Here is a 14,114-nt window from a genome sequence, read left to right on the forward strand (position 1 = left end):
GTGCGGGTGCGGACCGTGTTCCTCGGCGCCGGCGTCGTGGTGGCGTTGCTCGCCGCGATCGCCGTCGCCTGGTTCTCGCCCCTGTTGTCGGTGCGCACCATCGACGTCGAAGGAATCGGCGTTGTGACACGGGAAGAGGTGCTCGACGCGCTCGCGGTCGCAGAAGGCACACCTCTGCTCCAAGTCGATACCGCCGCGGCAGCGCAGCGCGTCGCGACTCTTCCGCGCGCGGCGTCCGTCCGGGTGCAGCGTGAGTATCCGTCGTCGGTGCGGGTGACGGTCACCGAGCGTGAAGCGGTCTTGTACTTCGAGGCACCCGACGGCACCCACTCGGTCGATGCCGAGGGCGTCGATTTCGCGGTCGAGCCACCACCGCTCCTGACTCCTCGTCTCGTCACGGCGACACCGGGCACCGGTGATCCCGCAACGATGGCCGCGGTGCGTGTGCTCGAGGTGCTGCCACCGGAACTCGGTGTGCAGGTCGACGCCGTGGAAGCCCGATCGGAGACGGATATCTCGCTCGTTCTTGCGGACGGCCGGGTGGTGGTGTGGGGGAGTGTGGAAAGATCGGAACGCAAGGCAGCGGTGATTCTTCCGTTGCTCACCCAGCCAGGTCAGCAGTTCGATGTCGCCAGCCCGGACCTCCCGACGGTCCGCTGAGGGGATCGCCGCGAAATTCGTGCGCTCTCTCCGGCGAGTCCACTAGCAAATCCCCGTTGTGGTGCCATAGCGTTTCGAACCAGTCGCGCACTTGACATCACCTTCAAGCTATGGTTGAGGGTTTTCACGGTGACGGCGACATCGATTGATCGAAGCGTGACCCGAAAACCCAGGAAGGCGAGAGCCCATGACGCCCCCGCACAACTACCTCGCCGTAATCAAGGTCGTCGGTATCGGCGGTGGCGGCGTGAACGCGGTCAACCGCATGATCGAGCAGGGACTCAAAGGAGTCGAGTTCATTGCCGTCAACACCGACGCGCAGGCTCTGCTGATGTCCGACGCCGACGTCAAACTCGACGTCGGCCGTGAACTGACCCGCGGACTCGGCGCCGGCGCCGACCCCGAGGTGGGCCGGAAGGCCGCCGAGGACCACAAGGACGAGATCGAAGAGGTGCTCAAGGGCGCCGACATGGTCTTCGTGACTGCCGGCGAGGGCGGCGGAACCGGCACCGGCGGCGCACCCGTCGTGGCGAGCATCGCCCGCAAGCTCGGTGCCCTCACCGTCGGCGTCGTCACGCGTCCCTTCTCGTTCGAGGGCAAGCGGCGCGGGAGCCAGGCAGACAACGGCATCCAGTCGCTGCGTGAATCCTGCGACACGCTCATCGTGATCCCCAACGACCGGCTGCTCCAGCTCGGGGACGCCGCGGTGAGCCTCATGGATGCCTTCCGTTCCGCCGACGAGGTACTTCTCAACGGCGTCCAGGGCATCACCGACCTCATCACCACCCCGGGTCTGATCAACGTCGACTTCGCCGACGTGAAGGGCGTGATGTCCGGCGCGGGATCCGCACTCATGGGTATCGGCTCGTCGCGGGGTGAGGGTCGCGCGATCAAGGCCGCCGAGTCCGCGATCAATTCGCCGCTGCTCGAAGCGTCGATGGAAGGCGCACGGGGCGTGCTGCTCTCCATCGCCGGCGGCTCGGATCTCGGTCTGTTCGAGATCAACGAGGCGGCATCGCTCGTGCAGGAAGCCGCGCACATCGACGCCAACATCATCTTCGGCACGGTCATCGACGACTCGCTCGGAGACGAGGTGCGGGTCACCGTGATCGCCGCCGGCTTCGATGCCGGCACTCCCGCCCGCCGACCGGTGGAATCCGCTCCGCCGGCACAGACCACCACTACCCGTCCCGGGGGCATCGGCGCCGGGCGGGCCGGTGAACTCGGCCGTTCCGAGCGTGAGAACGCGGACGCGGTCTCGTCCCGGGAACCCGCTTCCACGCCGGTGGGCGGCGGACTTCCGCCGGCGACGGGCGGCACTCAGCCGCGCCCCGTCGACGACGACGAGGACGACGGCGACGACGTCGACGTTCCGATCTTCATGCGCCGTTGACCGATTCGCACACCGGGTTGCGTTCTCGCCGGGTCGTGACCACACGAGCCGGCGGGATCTCGGCCCCGCCTTACGACAGTTTCAACCTCGCCGGCCACGTCGGTGACGATCCCGCGGCTGTGGCCGCGAATCGTCGCCGCCTGGCATCGGTGATCGGCCTGCCCGAAGAACGCTTCGTCTGGATGGAGCAGATCCACAGCCGGAACGTGACGGTCGTGGAGGGCCCGGTGCAGGGCGAGGTTCCCGCAACCGATGCCCTCGTGACGCGGGCGACGGATCTCGCTCTGGTTGCCCTCAGCGCCGACTGTGTGTCGATTCTGCTGTCGGACGACGAGGCGGGCGTCATCGCGGCGGTGCACGCGGGACGTGTCGGTGCCCGGATCGGGATCCTGCCGCGGGTACTCGACGTCATGCGCGATCTCGGCGCACGACCGGAACGCATTGCCGCGCTGCTCGGTCCGGCCGCCAGTGGTGCCAACTACGAGGTCCCGGCCGCGATGCGTGACGACGTCGAGGCGCATCTCCCCGGCAGCGCCACCCGAACAGCCCGTGGCACACCCGGTCTCGACCTGCGTGCGGGGCTGAGGAGACAACTCGTCGACCACGGTGTCACCTCGGTCGCCGAGGACCCGCGGTGCACGATCGAGGATCCGATGTTGTTCAGCCACCGGCGCAGTGCGCCCACCGGCCGGTTCGCCTCGGTGATCTGGCTCGAGGACAACACCGCGGGCGGTGCGAAGGAGGACACGGCGTGAACTCGGCCGAACAATCCATGCAGGATCGCCGCGTGGAACTTGCCCGCCGATTGCAGGCTGTGCGAGAGCGTCTCGCTGCCGCCGCCCGCGCGGCAGGACGCGATCCGTCGGAGGTCTCGCTGTTGGTGGTGACCAAGTACTTTCCGGTCACCGATGCGATTTTGCTCCACGAATTGGGATGCCGCGCTTTCGGAGAGTCTCGGGAGCAGGAGGCGGCCGCGAAGATCGCGCAGTTCCGCGAGAAGGTGCCGGACGGGGTCGAGTGGCACATGATCGGCCGACTCCAACGGAACAAGGCGCGTGCCGTCGCACGCTGGGCGCACACGGTCCATTCGGTCGACAGTCTCCGTCTCGCCGGTGCGCTGGCCAAAGGTGTTGCCGCTGCGCAAGATTCAGGAGAACGCTCCACGCCGGTCCGGGTGCTTCTCCAGATCAGCCTCGACGGTGACCGTGAGCGCGGCGGTGTGGTGGCCGACGAACTGGACTCCCTTGCCGACGCCGTCGCCGCCTCCGGTGAGCTGGAACTCGGGGGAGTGATGGGTGTCCCGCCACTCGGGTGGGAACCGGACGCCGCCTTCGAACGACTGGCGGAACTGCACGCGCGGTTGCTCCAGCGATATCCCGGCGCGACGGAGTTGTCGGCGGGAATGTCGGGTGATCTTGAACACGCGGTGCGATGGGGATCTACTTGTGTGCGTGTCGGAACGGCTGTGCTGGGTATACGGCCGTTAGCCTGATGGGAACCGCCACGTGAGGGAAGGGCGATCGATGAGCACGCTCCACAAGTTCAAGGCCTACTTCGGAATGGTGCCACTCGAGGATTACGAGGACGATTACCTCGATGATCCGTCGAGTGCGCGCCGTGAGCGGGATCGCGACTACGGCGAACCGCCGTACTCCTCGTACGCGCCCTCGCACCGCGACGAGTACCCGCCCGTCCGGCGTGACGACAGTGTCCGTGAATTCGCGGACGACGATTTCGATCGCTACGAGCCGCCGGCCCGGGCTCCCCGGGTCGAGCCGATCACGGCGCGGGCACCCCGATCCGTGGCGCCGGCACGTGTGCCGGCCCGTTCGGCGCTCGGCGCCGAAGCTCGACTCGACCGCGTGGAACCCCGCCGCGGCGCTCTGTTCGACGAAGGTGGACCGTTGTCGAAGATCACCACCCTGCGACCCCGGGATTACGGGGAGGCACGCACCATCGGCGAGCGGTTCCGCGATGGCACGCCGGTGATCATGGACCTGGTGGAAATGAGCAACGCCGACGCCAAGCGACTCGTCGACTTCGCGGCAGGCCTCGCCTTCGCCTTGCGGGGTTCTTTCGACAAGGTCGCGACGAAAGTGTTCCTTCTCTCTCCCGCCGATATCGACGTCTCCGCCGAAGAACGCAAGCGCATCGCGGAGACCGGCTTCTACAACCAGCAGTAACCGACGCGCGCCGTCACCCTCGCGGCTCGCGGACACGCCCGGCCATGATGCAGATCACTGCAGGCCGGGCGTTTCGGTTTGGCTAGCTTGTGTTCGTCGGGCATTGTGGAAACGTGGCCGTATTCGAGGTGCTCTGGTTCCTGCTCTTCATCTTCTGGCTTCTGCTGATCGGGCGGATCATCGTCGAGTTCATCAGGACGTTCGCTCGGGACTGGAGGCCTTCGGGTTTCGTCGTGGTGGTGCTCGAGGCAATTTTCACAGTCACCGATCCGCCGGTGAAGTTGTTGCGGCGGTTGATTCCGCCGCTCAATCTCGGCGGTGTCCGGCTCGACCTTTCGATCATGGTCCTGCTGTTCATCGTGTACTTCCTCATGGCGTTCCTGCCGCGTGGCGGGGTTGTATGACGCGCCGTACCGGCGCGGCCACGAGGCTCGTGACGACCGCGATGTGCCAGAATAGGAAGCCAGATACAGTGCGTTTTGATACGCGTGACGCACTGTCGATATCACCGAACGCCTGCTTGACCGCTTACTTGACGCGTGAAGGGACCCTTCCATGCCGCTGACACCAGCTGATGTGCACAATGTCGCGTTCAGCAAGCCCCCTATCGGGAAGCGCGGATACAACGAGGACGAGGTCGACGCATTCCTCGATCTCGTCGAGCAGGAATTGACCTCCCTGATCGAGGAGAACGCCGACCTCCGTCAGCGCGTGGCCGAACTCGACCAGGAGCTGGCCGAGGCCAAGAAGGCTCCGCGCTCGGCCTCCTCCGCTCCGGCAGCACAACAGACCAAGCCCGAGCCGGCACGCGTGGTCGAGACTGCGAAGCCGGAACCCGCACCGACGCCGGCGCCCGTGGCGGCTGCCGCGCCGACGAGCGGTGACGCCAGCATGCAGGCCGCCAAGGTGCTCGGCCTCGCCCAGGAGATGGCCGACCGGCTCACCGGCGACGCCAAGACCGAGGCCGAAGAGCTCGTGCGCAACGCGCGGACGAACTCGGAGCAGCTCGTCTCCGACGCGCGGACGCGCAGCGAAGCGATGATCGCCGACGCGCGCCAGAAGTCCGACGCGATGCTGTCGGATGCGCGTACCCGGTCCGAGACGCAACTGCGTCAGGCCAAGGAGAAGGCCGATGCCCTCCAGGCCGACGCGGAGAAGAAGCACACCGAGATCATGGCGACGATCAACCAGCAGCGTTCGGTGCTGGAAGGACGAATCGAGCAGCTCAAGACGTTCGAGCGCGAGTACCGCGTGCGCCTCAAGTCGTACCTCGAATCGCAGCTCGAGGAACTCGAGCAGCGTGGCTCCGCGGTGCCGGTCGACGGTGGCCAGGATGCGTTCAATCAGTCCAATTCCTCGTCCTTCGGTTCCACGTCCTTCGCGAAGGGCGCCAACTGACCGAGCTCTACGGTCGCTGTTGCCCCGCGGTTGAGGAGGAGCGTCGTGCTGGTCGTGACGCTGGTGCTCGCAGCAATCGGATTCGGTCTTCTCGTCATTGCGTTGATGACCGGTTCGGTGGTGTGGGCGTGGGGCTGCATCGCGGTGTGCGTGGTGGGGGCGGTGCTCCTGCTGGTCAGCGCGCTCGGTGCGCGTAACGCGTCGGCAGGTGAGCGCGCCGCCCGAACGGGCCGTTCGTCGTCTCGGACGCCGAAGAAGGCCCCGGGAGACCAGGGTTCCTCGGACGAGTGATCGCTCCCTACAATGGGAAGCGCACAATCGTCGAAGATGAGCAGTACCCCCGCACAGCGGGGCGGCGTCGATCCGGCCATCACCGGGGAGCCTTCGGAAGAACAGCGATGCACCGCTCGTGTGGGCACCGCTCAGTAGAACCGAACGGGTGGGCCCGTCACAGCCTGAAGAACGAGTGGCTCGTTCCGCAGGAGCGAGCAAGCGGGGTGGTACCGCGGTGGCCGTGCGAAGGGCACGGTGATCGTCCCCGTGCCGAAGACACAGGCACGGAGGTATCAACGCTGTGACCGAGAATCACGCTGCATCGGATCGCACCCAGGAACCCACGGCGACGCCGGCGGAAGGCAGTGGGTATCCCCGAGTGGACTACGGGCTCCCGCGCGATTCCGGCGTCGACTTTCCCGACCTCGAGGAACGGGTCCTCGCGCACTGGGCGAAGGACGACACGTTCCGGGCCTCGCTCGAGCACCGCGCCGGCGCCGAGGACTACGTGTTCTACGACGGCCCGCCGTTCGCGAACGGTCTGCCGCATTACGGCCATCTCCTCACCGGGTACGTCAAGGACCTCGTGCCGCGGTTCCAGACCATGCGGGGCAAGAGGGTCGATCGCCGATTCGGGTGGGACTGCCACGGACTTCCTGCCGAGCTCGAGGCGGAGAAGCAACTCGGCATCACCGACAAGTCGCAGATCGACACGATGGGTCTGGCCGAGTTCAACGAGTACTGCAAGCAGTCGGTGCTGCGGTACACGGGCGAGTGGCGCGATTATGTCACCCGGCAGGCCCGGTGGGTCGACTTCGACAACGACTACAAGACGCTGGACCTGGACTTCATGGAGTCGGTCATGTGGGCGTTCAAGTCGCTGTACGACAAGGGCCTGATCTACCAGGGCTTCCGCGTGCTGCCCTACAGCTGGTACGAGCAGACTCCCTTGTCCAACCAGGAGACCCGTCTCGACGACGCGTACAAGATGCGTCAGGACCCGGCCGTCACCGTGGACATGGTGCTGCACGCACCGGGCACCGAGCTCGACGGGGCGAACGCGCTGATCTGGACCACGACGCCGTGGACGCTGCCGTCCAACCTCGCGATCGCGGTACACCCCGACATCACCTACGTCGCGGTGCGGGCGGGCACCGGTGACGAGGCCAAGACCTACCTGCTCGCGAAGGACCGGCTCGGGCATTACAGCCGCGAGCTCGGAGACGAGCCGGAGGTGCTCGCCGAGTACACCGGAGCGGACCTCGTCGGTCTCGCGTACGAGCCGCCGTTCGATTTCTTCGTCGGCCGGGACAACGCGCACCAGGTGATCGCGGCAGACTACGTCACCACCGACTCCGGTACCGGAATCGTCCACCTCGCACCGGCTTTCGGTGAGGAGGACATGGAGTACTGCCAGCGTAACGGCATCGAACTGGTACAGCCGCTCGACCCGGGTGGCAAGTTCACCTCGATGGTGCCGCCGTACGAGGGCCTCCAGGTCTTCGACGCCAACCCGGTCATCATCAAGGACCTCAAGGCCGCCGGAAAACTGTTGCGCCACGAGACGATCGAGCACTCGTACCCGCATTCCTGGCGTTCGGGCCAGCCGCTGATCTACATGGCGGTGCCGTCGTGGTTCGTCGCGGTCACCGAGTTCCGCGACCGCATGGTCGAGTTGAACAAGCAGATCACCTGGGTGCCCGAACACATCCGCGACGGACAGTTCGGTAAATGGCTCGAGGGTGCACGCGACTGGAACATCAGCCGGAACCGCTACTGGGGCAGCCCGATCCCGGTCTGGGTGTCGGACAACCCGGAGTATCCCCGAGTGGACGTCTACGGTTCGCTCGACGAACTCGAGCGTGACTTCGGCGTGCGACCGGACGATCTGCACCGGCCCATGATCGACCTGCTCACCCGGCCCAATCCCGACGATCCCACCGGGGCGTCGACGATGCGGCGGGTTCCCGAGGTGCTCGACTGCTGGTTCGAGTCGGGCTCGATGCCTTTCGCGCAGGTGCACTACCCGTTCGAGAACACCGACTGGTTCGACTCGCACTTCCCCGGCGACTTCATCGTCGAATACAACGGGCAGACGCGCGGCTGGTTCTACACCCTGCACGTCCTCGCGACCGCGCTGTTCGACCGTCCGGCGTTCAAAACCGTTGCTGCCCACGGCATCGTCCTCGGCGAGGACGGCCTGAAGATGAGCAAGTCGAAGGGCAACTACCCCGATGTCAACGAGGTGTTCTCCCGCGACGGCTCCGACGCCATGCGGTGGTTCCTCATGTCGTCGCCCATCCTGCGCGGCGGCAACCTGGTCGTCACCGAGCAGGGTATCCGCGAGGGCGTGCGACAGGCACTGCTGCCGTTGTGGAACGCATGGAGCTTCCTGCAGCTGTACGCGTCGACCCCCGGCACGTGGCGGACCGACTCGTCGAACGTCCTCGACCGGTACATCCTGGCCAAGCTCGCCGAGACCCGCGACGTCATCACCGACGCGCTCGAGGCCGTGGACATCGCGGGTGCCTGCGACGAGTTGCGCACATTCTGTGACGCACTGACCAACTGGTACGTGCGACGGTCCCGCTCCCGCTTCTGGGACGAGGACCGCGACGCGATCGACACCCTGCACACGGTCCTCGAGGTCGTGACGCGGCTGGCGGCACCGCTCCTGCCGCTGGCCACCGAAGTTATCTGGCGTGGGCTGACCGGCGAGCGCTCGGTGCATCTCGCCGACTGGCCCACAGCGGAGGAACTGCCCGCCGATCCCGCGCTCGTCACCGCGATGGACGAGGTCCGTGGTGTCTGCTCGACGGTGCTGTCGCTGCGTAAGGCACAGCATCTCCGCGTGCGGCTGCCGTTGCCGCTCGTCACGGTCGCGACACCGGGCTCGGCGCACCTCGAACCGTTCGTGGACCTGATCAAGGACGAGGTCAACGTCAAGAAGGTCGTGACCACCGACGACGTGGAAGCGCACGGCCGTTTCGAGATCGCGGTCAACGCACGGGTCGCCGGTCCGCGCCTCGGCAAGGACGTCCAGAAGGTCATCAAGGCAGTCAAGGCAGGCGACTGGACCGAATCCGAGGACGGCGTCGTGACCGCAGCGGGCATCGAATTGCTGCCGGAGGAGTACACGAGCAGGCTCGTCGCGGCGGAACCGGAATCCACCGCCGCGCTGCCCGACGGCAACGGGCTCGTCGTCCTCGATACGGCCGTGTCCGAGGAACTCGAGGCGGAGGGCTGGGCCAAGGACCGCATCCGGGAGCTGCAGGACGCGCGCCGCAACCTCGGTCTGGATGTGTCCGACCGGATCTCGGTGCAGTTCGAGGTTCCCGCAGACCGTTCCGAGTGGGCAGCCCGGCACCGTGATCTGATCGCCGGCGAAGTCCTCGCGACGACGTTCGACCTCGGCCCGGCCGGACCGGACGCGATCGAGCTGGGTGAAGGAGTCCGGGCGTCCATCACCAAGGCGTGAGTGCCCGGCGGGCAGGCGTGAGCGCGTCGGTGTGGGGCTCTAACCTGGAGATGTGCCCGCCTCCGTGAGTCGGCGCTGGGTTCTGCACCTGGACCTCGACGCGTTCTTCGCGTCCGCCGAGCAACTGACCCGGCCGACCCTTCGGGGTCGGCCGGTGCTCGTCGGTGGGCTCGGTGCCCGCGGGGTCGTCGCGGGCGCGAGTTACGAAGCTCGCGTGTACGGTGCAGGCTCCGCCATGCCGATGAGCCGCGCACGCCGGCTCATCGGACCGTCGGCAGTGGTGCTGCCACCGCGGGGCGTGGTCTACCACCACCTGAGTTCGGTCGTGTTCGAGACCTTGCGTGCCCACGTCCCGGTGCTCGAGACCCTGTCCCTCGACGAAGCGTTCGCCGAACCGACCGGGCTCGCGGGAGCGTCCGCCGCCGAAGTCGAACGGTTCTGCACGGAACTGCGCGCGCACGTGCTCGAGCGCACCGGACTGGTTGCCTCCATCGGGGCGGGTTCGGGAAAGCAGATCGCCAAGATCGGGTCGGGTCTCGCGAAGCCCGACGGGCTTCTCGTCGTCCCGCCCGACGAGGAAATGGCACTGCTGCACGGTCTTCCGGTCCGCAAGCTGTGGGGCATCGGACCGGTTTCGGAAGAGCGGCTGCGCAAGCTCGGAATCGACACCATCGGCGATCTCGCATCGATGCCGGTCGCCGAAGCCGCGTCCATCCTCGGGCCCACCGTGGGCCCGGGGCTGCACCGGCTCGCCAACGGGCACGACGACCGTCCCGTCGCGGAGCGGGCCGAGGCCAAACAGATCAGCGCCGAAACCACCTATGCCACCGACATCGTCGCGCTCCCGGACCTGCGACGCGCCATCTCGGCGAGTGCGCTCGCGGCACACACCCGGCTGTGCAAAGACGGTCGTGCGGCGCGCACGGTGGTGCTCAAGCTCCGGAAATCCGACATGTCGGTGCTGACCCGATCGTCGACGCTGTCGTACGCCACCGAAGACCTGCAGGTGCTCACCGCGGCCGCGCAACGGCTCTCCCTCGACCCGCTCGATATCGGCCCGATCCGGCTCGTCGGGGTCGGCTTCGCCGGATTGTCGGCGTCGGTGCAGGACACGTTGTTCCCGGAACTGGACCGCTCGGACGGCGATGCGCCGGACACCGTCGCGGACGACGAGGATCTCCCGGCGATCGCGCCGGTGCTCGCGGACCGGTGGCGTCCGGGAACGGATGTGTTCCATCCCGAACACGGGCACGGGTGGGTGCAGGGAGCAGGCCACGGGGTCGTCACAGTGCGATTCGAGACCCGCTCGACGGGACCGGGACCTGCTCGTACACTCCCTGAAGACGACTCGCGTCTCGAGATGGCCGATCCGCTGGCGAGCTTGAACTGACACGGGTTCTCGCTACCCTCATGGTGTTCTTACTACCGCCGGGTACTGTTGCGGACGATCGCAACCGGATGAACCGGGCACGAATACTCGTGCACGACCGAGATACGAGAAGGACGACAAGTTGAAGCTTCGCAAGATCACCGTGGCCACGGTGGCGCTCGCCGCCGCCCTCACGATGTCCGCCTGCAGCTCGGATGACGGAGGTAGCACCGAGACCACCGCGAAGACCACGACGGCAACCACGACGACCGAGGTCGTTGCGGACTACCCGCCCGTCCCGACCCCTGAGGAACTGCAGGCCTCGCTCGACCGCGCGTTCGACGAGACCGTGCCCGCCGAGGAGAAGACCGACCTGGTGCAGGGCGCCGAGCTCGATCCCACCTTGATCGACCAGGTCGCCATCGCTGCGAAGCAGGCCGGTGCGGTGATCACCATCATCGACGTCAACGACAACGAGAACGGCACCGCCACCGCCGGCATCGAGACCCAGCTCGGCGACCAGGTCGCTACCGGCACCGTCGATTTCGTCGCGGAGGACGGTGTCTGGAAGCTGTCGAAGAACAATGCCTGCGGCATCGTCGCGGCCGCACAGCTGCAGACCCCTGCCTGCCCCTGATATGCCTGCCTGCCCCTGATACAAGGGTTCGGCACAGAACGGTGCCCTACGCGGATTTCCGCGTAGGGCACCGTTTTTCGCTGTTCGGACCCGGTCAGTTCTCGGGGGAGTGCCATTCCACACGGTCGACCTGCGACTGCGCGAGCCGGGTCGTGGCGTCGGGGTCGACGTAGACCTGGTCACCCGACAGCACGAGTGTCCCCTCGACGGGCAACGGAAGCATCGGATCGAATGTCATGCTGCCTTCCCCGGCCATCGTGTAGTGCTCGATGTCGAGTTGGCCCTGTCCGTTGGGCAGCATCCACACCGAGCCCTTCGGTGTCTGCTCGACCCGGACGTCGACGGTGACGCGCTCGTCGTCGTCGGAGACCAGCGTGGCGGTGCTCACCTGGTCGATCGTGACGCCGGCACTCATCACCTGCTGACGGATCTGCCACACCGCGCCCACGCCGATCTCGGCGTCCGGGAACGAGACCATGCGGTACACGGACTGATAGAACGCCTGCTCGATCGCGGAGCGGGCGACGTTCGCCGTTTCCACCGTCGGCGCCAATCGGAGTGCGCTGATCGCGCCGGTCGGGGCGACAGTCAGCCCGGCCCGGGAGCCGGCAGCGTCGGCGAGTGCCGACGCGAGCATCGGATCGGGTGACGTCCCTTCGCCGAGAACGATGTCGACGAGGGTGCTCGGCTGGCTCTCGGAGACCGCCTGCGTCACCGACGCGGCGAGGGGAAGGTTGAGTTCGGGGGTGGAGAAGTCCTGACGTTGCTCGTCGTCGATCTGCTGGAACACCTCCGAGCGGGTGGTCAGCACGACGCTCTGCTCGACATCGGCCGGAGGTGCGAGCCGCACCACCGCGCGGGGCTCGCTGCCCGCCTCCAACACCGTGGTCGTCACCGCGGATACGGGCACCGTCACCTCGGAGGACGTCGCGGCGGACGTAGCAGGGGCCCCCTCCGAAGAATCGCCGCATCCGGTGACGAACGCGGCGAGTGAGAGAACGGCGGCGAGGGCACACGGCCTCGGGTGAGGGAATCTGGACAGCACAGGCACATCACCAGGGTAGCCACGGCGGGAGGGGTGACCGCTCACTCGTGCGGGTAGGGGATGATGTAACGGTGACTGACGAAGCTTCCCGCCCCGATCCCGCGGGCGATCCCGCTGTGCCGAGGGCGGTGGAGACGCCCACGCCCGACGCGGTAGCGGCACCCCTGCCCGACGCGGCAGAGGAACCCTTGCGCGACGCGGCAGAGGAACCGCACGGCGCGGTGAAGTCCCCGGTCGGTCGTCGGGCGACCCGCGCCCTTTTCGTCCTCGCGTTCCTGATCTACGTGGCGGACCTCGTGACGAAGGTGCTTGCCGTCCGCTTCATCGATCCTGCCGATCCGGTGTCCATCGTCGGCGACACGGTGACGCTCACGCTCGTGCGCAACCCCGGTGCGGCGTTCTCCATGGCCACGGGCATGACCTGGCTGCTGACCATCGTCGCGATCGGCGTGGTGATCGGCGTGATCAAGATCGGTCGCACCCTGCAGTCGCGCTGGTGGGCACTCGGCCTCGGTCTGGTACTCGGCGGGGCGCTGGGCAACCTCACCGACCGCCTCTTCCGTTCCCCCGGCCCGCTGCAGGGTCACGTGGTGGACTTCGTCTCGGTCGGATGGTGGCCGGTGTTCAACGTCGCCGACTCCGCGATCGTGTGCGGAGCGATCCTCCTCGTCGCGCTGACCGTGTTCGGTATCGAGCCGAACGGCAGCAGGTCCACGAAATCCGACACCACCGGAAAGGAAAGCCGCCAGTGAGGGAAACCCGGTCGATGCCTGTACCCGACGGGCTCGACGGGATGCGTGTCGACGCCGGCCTCGCCCGCCTGCTCGGTTTGTCCCGTACCGCCGTCGCCGCCCTCACCGAGGAGGGCGCCGTCCTCGTGGACGGGACGCCCGTCGGCAAGTCCGATCGTCTCTCGGCGGGGTCGTGGCTCGAGGTCGAACTCCCCGAGCCGCCGCGTCCGCTGACCATCGAGCCGCAGCCCGTCGAGGGCATGGAAATCCTGTACGCCGACGACGACATCGTCGCGGTCGACAAGCCCGTCGGGGTGGCGGCGCACGCGAGCGTGGGGTGGACCGGGCCGACCGTCATCGGCGGCCTCGCAGCCGCAGGGTTCCGCATCTCCACGTCCGGTCTGCACGAACGGCAGGGCATCGTCCACCGTCTCGACGTCGGGACTTCGGGAGTGATGGTCGTGGCGACCTCCGAGCGGGCCTACACCGTGCTCAAACGCGCCTTCAAACAGCGCACCATCGACAAGCGGTACCACGCGCTGGTGCAGGGCCACCCGGATCCGAGCAGCGGCACCATCGACGCCCCCATCGGCCGGCACCGCAGCAGCGACTGGAAATTCACCGTGGCCGCGGACGGCAAGCCCAGCGTCACCCACTACGACACCATCGAGGCGTTCCAGGCCGCGAGCCTGCTCGACGTCCACCTCGAGACCGGGCGCACGCACCAGATCCGCGTGCACTTCTCGGCGTTGCGACACCCGTGCTGCGGCGACCTCACCTACGGTGCCGACCCTCGCCTCGCGGCCAGGCTCGGTCTCGAGCGCCAGTGGCTGCACGCAAAGTCGCTGGGGTTCGCGCACCCGACCCAGGGTCAGTGGATCGAGATCGAGAGCAAGTACCCGGCCGATCTGGAACACGCACTCGACGTGCTCCGCAGCGCCTGACCG

General features: G+C 67.2%; 14 protein-coding genes. 13 read left to right on the top strand and 1 reads right to left on the bottom strand.

Going from position 1 to position 14,114, the window contains the following annotated elements; genetic code table 11:
• The 11 genes from ACFWU2_RS15400 to ACFWU2_RS15450 all read left to right on the top strand — a co-directional run bounded on the left by ACFWU2_RS15400 (position 1) and on the right by ACFWU2_RS15450 (position 11,391).
• Positions 1-660 (top strand): cell division protein FtsQ/DivIB, encoded by a 660-nt coding sequence (locus ACFWU2_RS15400; RefSeq protein ID WP_378607654.1) that lies wholly within the window; start codon positions 1-3, stop codon positions 658-660.
• A 187-nt stretch (positions 661-847) separates the two neighbouring features.
• Positions 848-2,053, top strand: coding sequence for a cell division protein FtsZ (ftsZ, locus tag ACFWU2_RS15405; protein ID WP_378607656.1), 1,206 nt, complete (start codon positions 848-850; stop codon positions 2,051-2,053).
• 17 nt (positions 2,054-2,070) lie between these two features.
• Positions 2,071-2,808, top strand: coding sequence for a peptidoglycan editing factor PgeF (gene pgeF / locus ACFWU2_RS15410; RefSeq protein ID WP_378608047.1), 738 nt, complete (start codon positions 2,071-2,073; stop codon positions 2,806-2,808).
• A gap of 17 nt (positions 2,809-2,825) precedes the next feature.
• On the top strand, positions 2,826-3,545 hold the full coding sequence (locus ACFWU2_RS15415) for a YggS family pyridoxal phosphate-dependent enzyme (RefSeq protein ID WP_378608049.1): 720 nt from the start codon (positions 2,826-2,828) through the stop codon (positions 3,543-3,545).
• Between the two features lie 31 nt (positions 3,546-3,576).
• Positions 3,577-4,236, top strand: coding sequence for a cell division protein SepF (locus tag ACFWU2_RS15420; RefSeq protein ID WP_169620157.1), 660 nt, complete (start codon positions 3,577-3,579; stop codon positions 4,234-4,236).
• A gap of 113 nt (positions 4,237-4,349) precedes the next feature.
• Complete coding sequence (locus tag ACFWU2_RS15425; RefSeq protein ID WP_378607658.1) at positions 4,350-4,640, top strand: YggT family protein; 291 nt, start codon at positions 4,350-4,352, stop codon at positions 4,638-4,640.
• 151 nt (positions 4,641-4,791) lie between these two features.
• A complete protein-coding gene (locus tag ACFWU2_RS15430) occupies positions 4,792-5,634 on the top strand; it encodes a DivIVA domain-containing protein (protein WP_378607660.1) in 843 nt (280 codons plus the stop codon).
• Positions 5,635-5,679: 45 nt separating this feature from the next.
• Positions 5,680-5,925: a hypothetical protein gene (locus ACFWU2_RS15435; RefSeq protein ID WP_378607662.1), complete on the top strand. Its 246-nt coding sequence runs from the start codon at positions 5,680-5,682 to the stop codon at positions 5,923-5,925.
• A 283-nt stretch (positions 5,926-6,208) separates the two neighbouring features.
• A complete protein-coding gene (ileS, locus tag ACFWU2_RS15440; protein WP_378607664.1) occupies positions 6,209-9,385 on the top strand; it encodes an isoleucine--tRNA ligase in 3,177 nt (1,058 codons plus the stop codon).
• A 52-nt stretch (positions 9,386-9,437) separates the two neighbouring features.
• Entirely contained in the window at positions 9,438-10,775 is a 1,338-nt protein-coding gene (locus ACFWU2_RS15445; protein ID WP_378607666.1) for a DNA polymerase IV, read from the top strand.
• A 121-nt stretch (positions 10,776-10,896) separates the two neighbouring features.
• On the top strand, positions 10,897-11,391 hold the full coding sequence (locus ACFWU2_RS15450; protein WP_169620152.1) for a hypothetical protein: 495 nt from the start codon (positions 10,897-10,899) through the stop codon (positions 11,389-11,391).
• A 94-nt stretch (positions 11,392-11,485) separates the two neighbouring features.
• Here ACFWU2_RS15450 and ACFWU2_RS15455 read toward each other — a convergent pair whose 3' ends face one another.
• On the bottom strand, positions 11,486-12,442 hold the full coding sequence (locus tag ACFWU2_RS15455; RefSeq protein WP_378607668.1) for a hypothetical protein: 957 nt from the start codon (positions 12,440-12,442) through the stop codon (positions 11,486-11,488).
• 122 nt (positions 12,443-12,564) lie between these two features.
• Here ACFWU2_RS15455 and lspA point away from each other — a divergent pair, with 122 nt between their 5' ends.
• Both lspA and ACFWU2_RS15465 read left to right on the top strand, forming a co-directional pair.
• The gene (gene lspA, locus ACFWU2_RS15460; RefSeq protein ID WP_378608051.1) at positions 12,565-13,188 is read left to right on the top strand and encodes a signal peptidase II; all 624 of its coding nucleotides are present in this window, start codon (positions 12,565-12,567) and stop codon (positions 13,186-13,188) included.
• Positions 13,189-13,202: 14 nt separating this feature from the next.
• Positions 13,203-14,111 carry an RluA family pseudouridine synthase gene (locus ACFWU2_RS15465; protein ID WP_206036640.1) on the top strand — a complete coding sequence of 303 codons (909 nt, stop codon included), beginning with the start codon at positions 13,203-13,205 and terminating at the stop codon, positions 14,109-14,111.
• Positions 14,112-14,114: the final 3 nt, after the last annotated feature.

This window comes from Rhodococcus sp. NPDC058639 (assembly GCF_042717545.1).
Lineage (GTDB): Bacteria > Actinomycetota > Actinomycetes > Mycobacteriales > Mycobacteriaceae > Rhodococcus.

Excerpts from the sequence above, each read along its gene's own strand:
- ACFWU2_RS15465 (WP_206036640.1), top strand. The coding sequence starts at position 13,203 with ATGCCTGTACCCGACGGGCTCGACGGGATGCGTGTCGACGCCGGCCTC.
- ACFWU2_RS15415 (WP_378608049.1), top strand. The coding sequence starts at position 2,826 with ATGCAGGATCGCCGCGTGGAACTTGCCCGCCGATTGCAGGCTGTGCGA.
- ftsZ (WP_378607656.1), top strand. The coding sequence starts at position 848 with ATGACGCCCCCGCACAACTACCTCGCCGTAATCAAGGTCGTCGGTATC.
- ACFWU2_RS15420 (WP_169620157.1), top strand. The coding sequence starts at position 3,577 with ATGAGCACGCTCCACAAGTTCAAGGCCTACTTCGGAATGGTGCCACTC.
- ACFWU2_RS15430 (WP_378607660.1), top strand. The coding sequence starts at position 4,792 with ATGCCGCTGACACCAGCTGATGTGCACAATGTCGCGTTCAGCAAGCCC.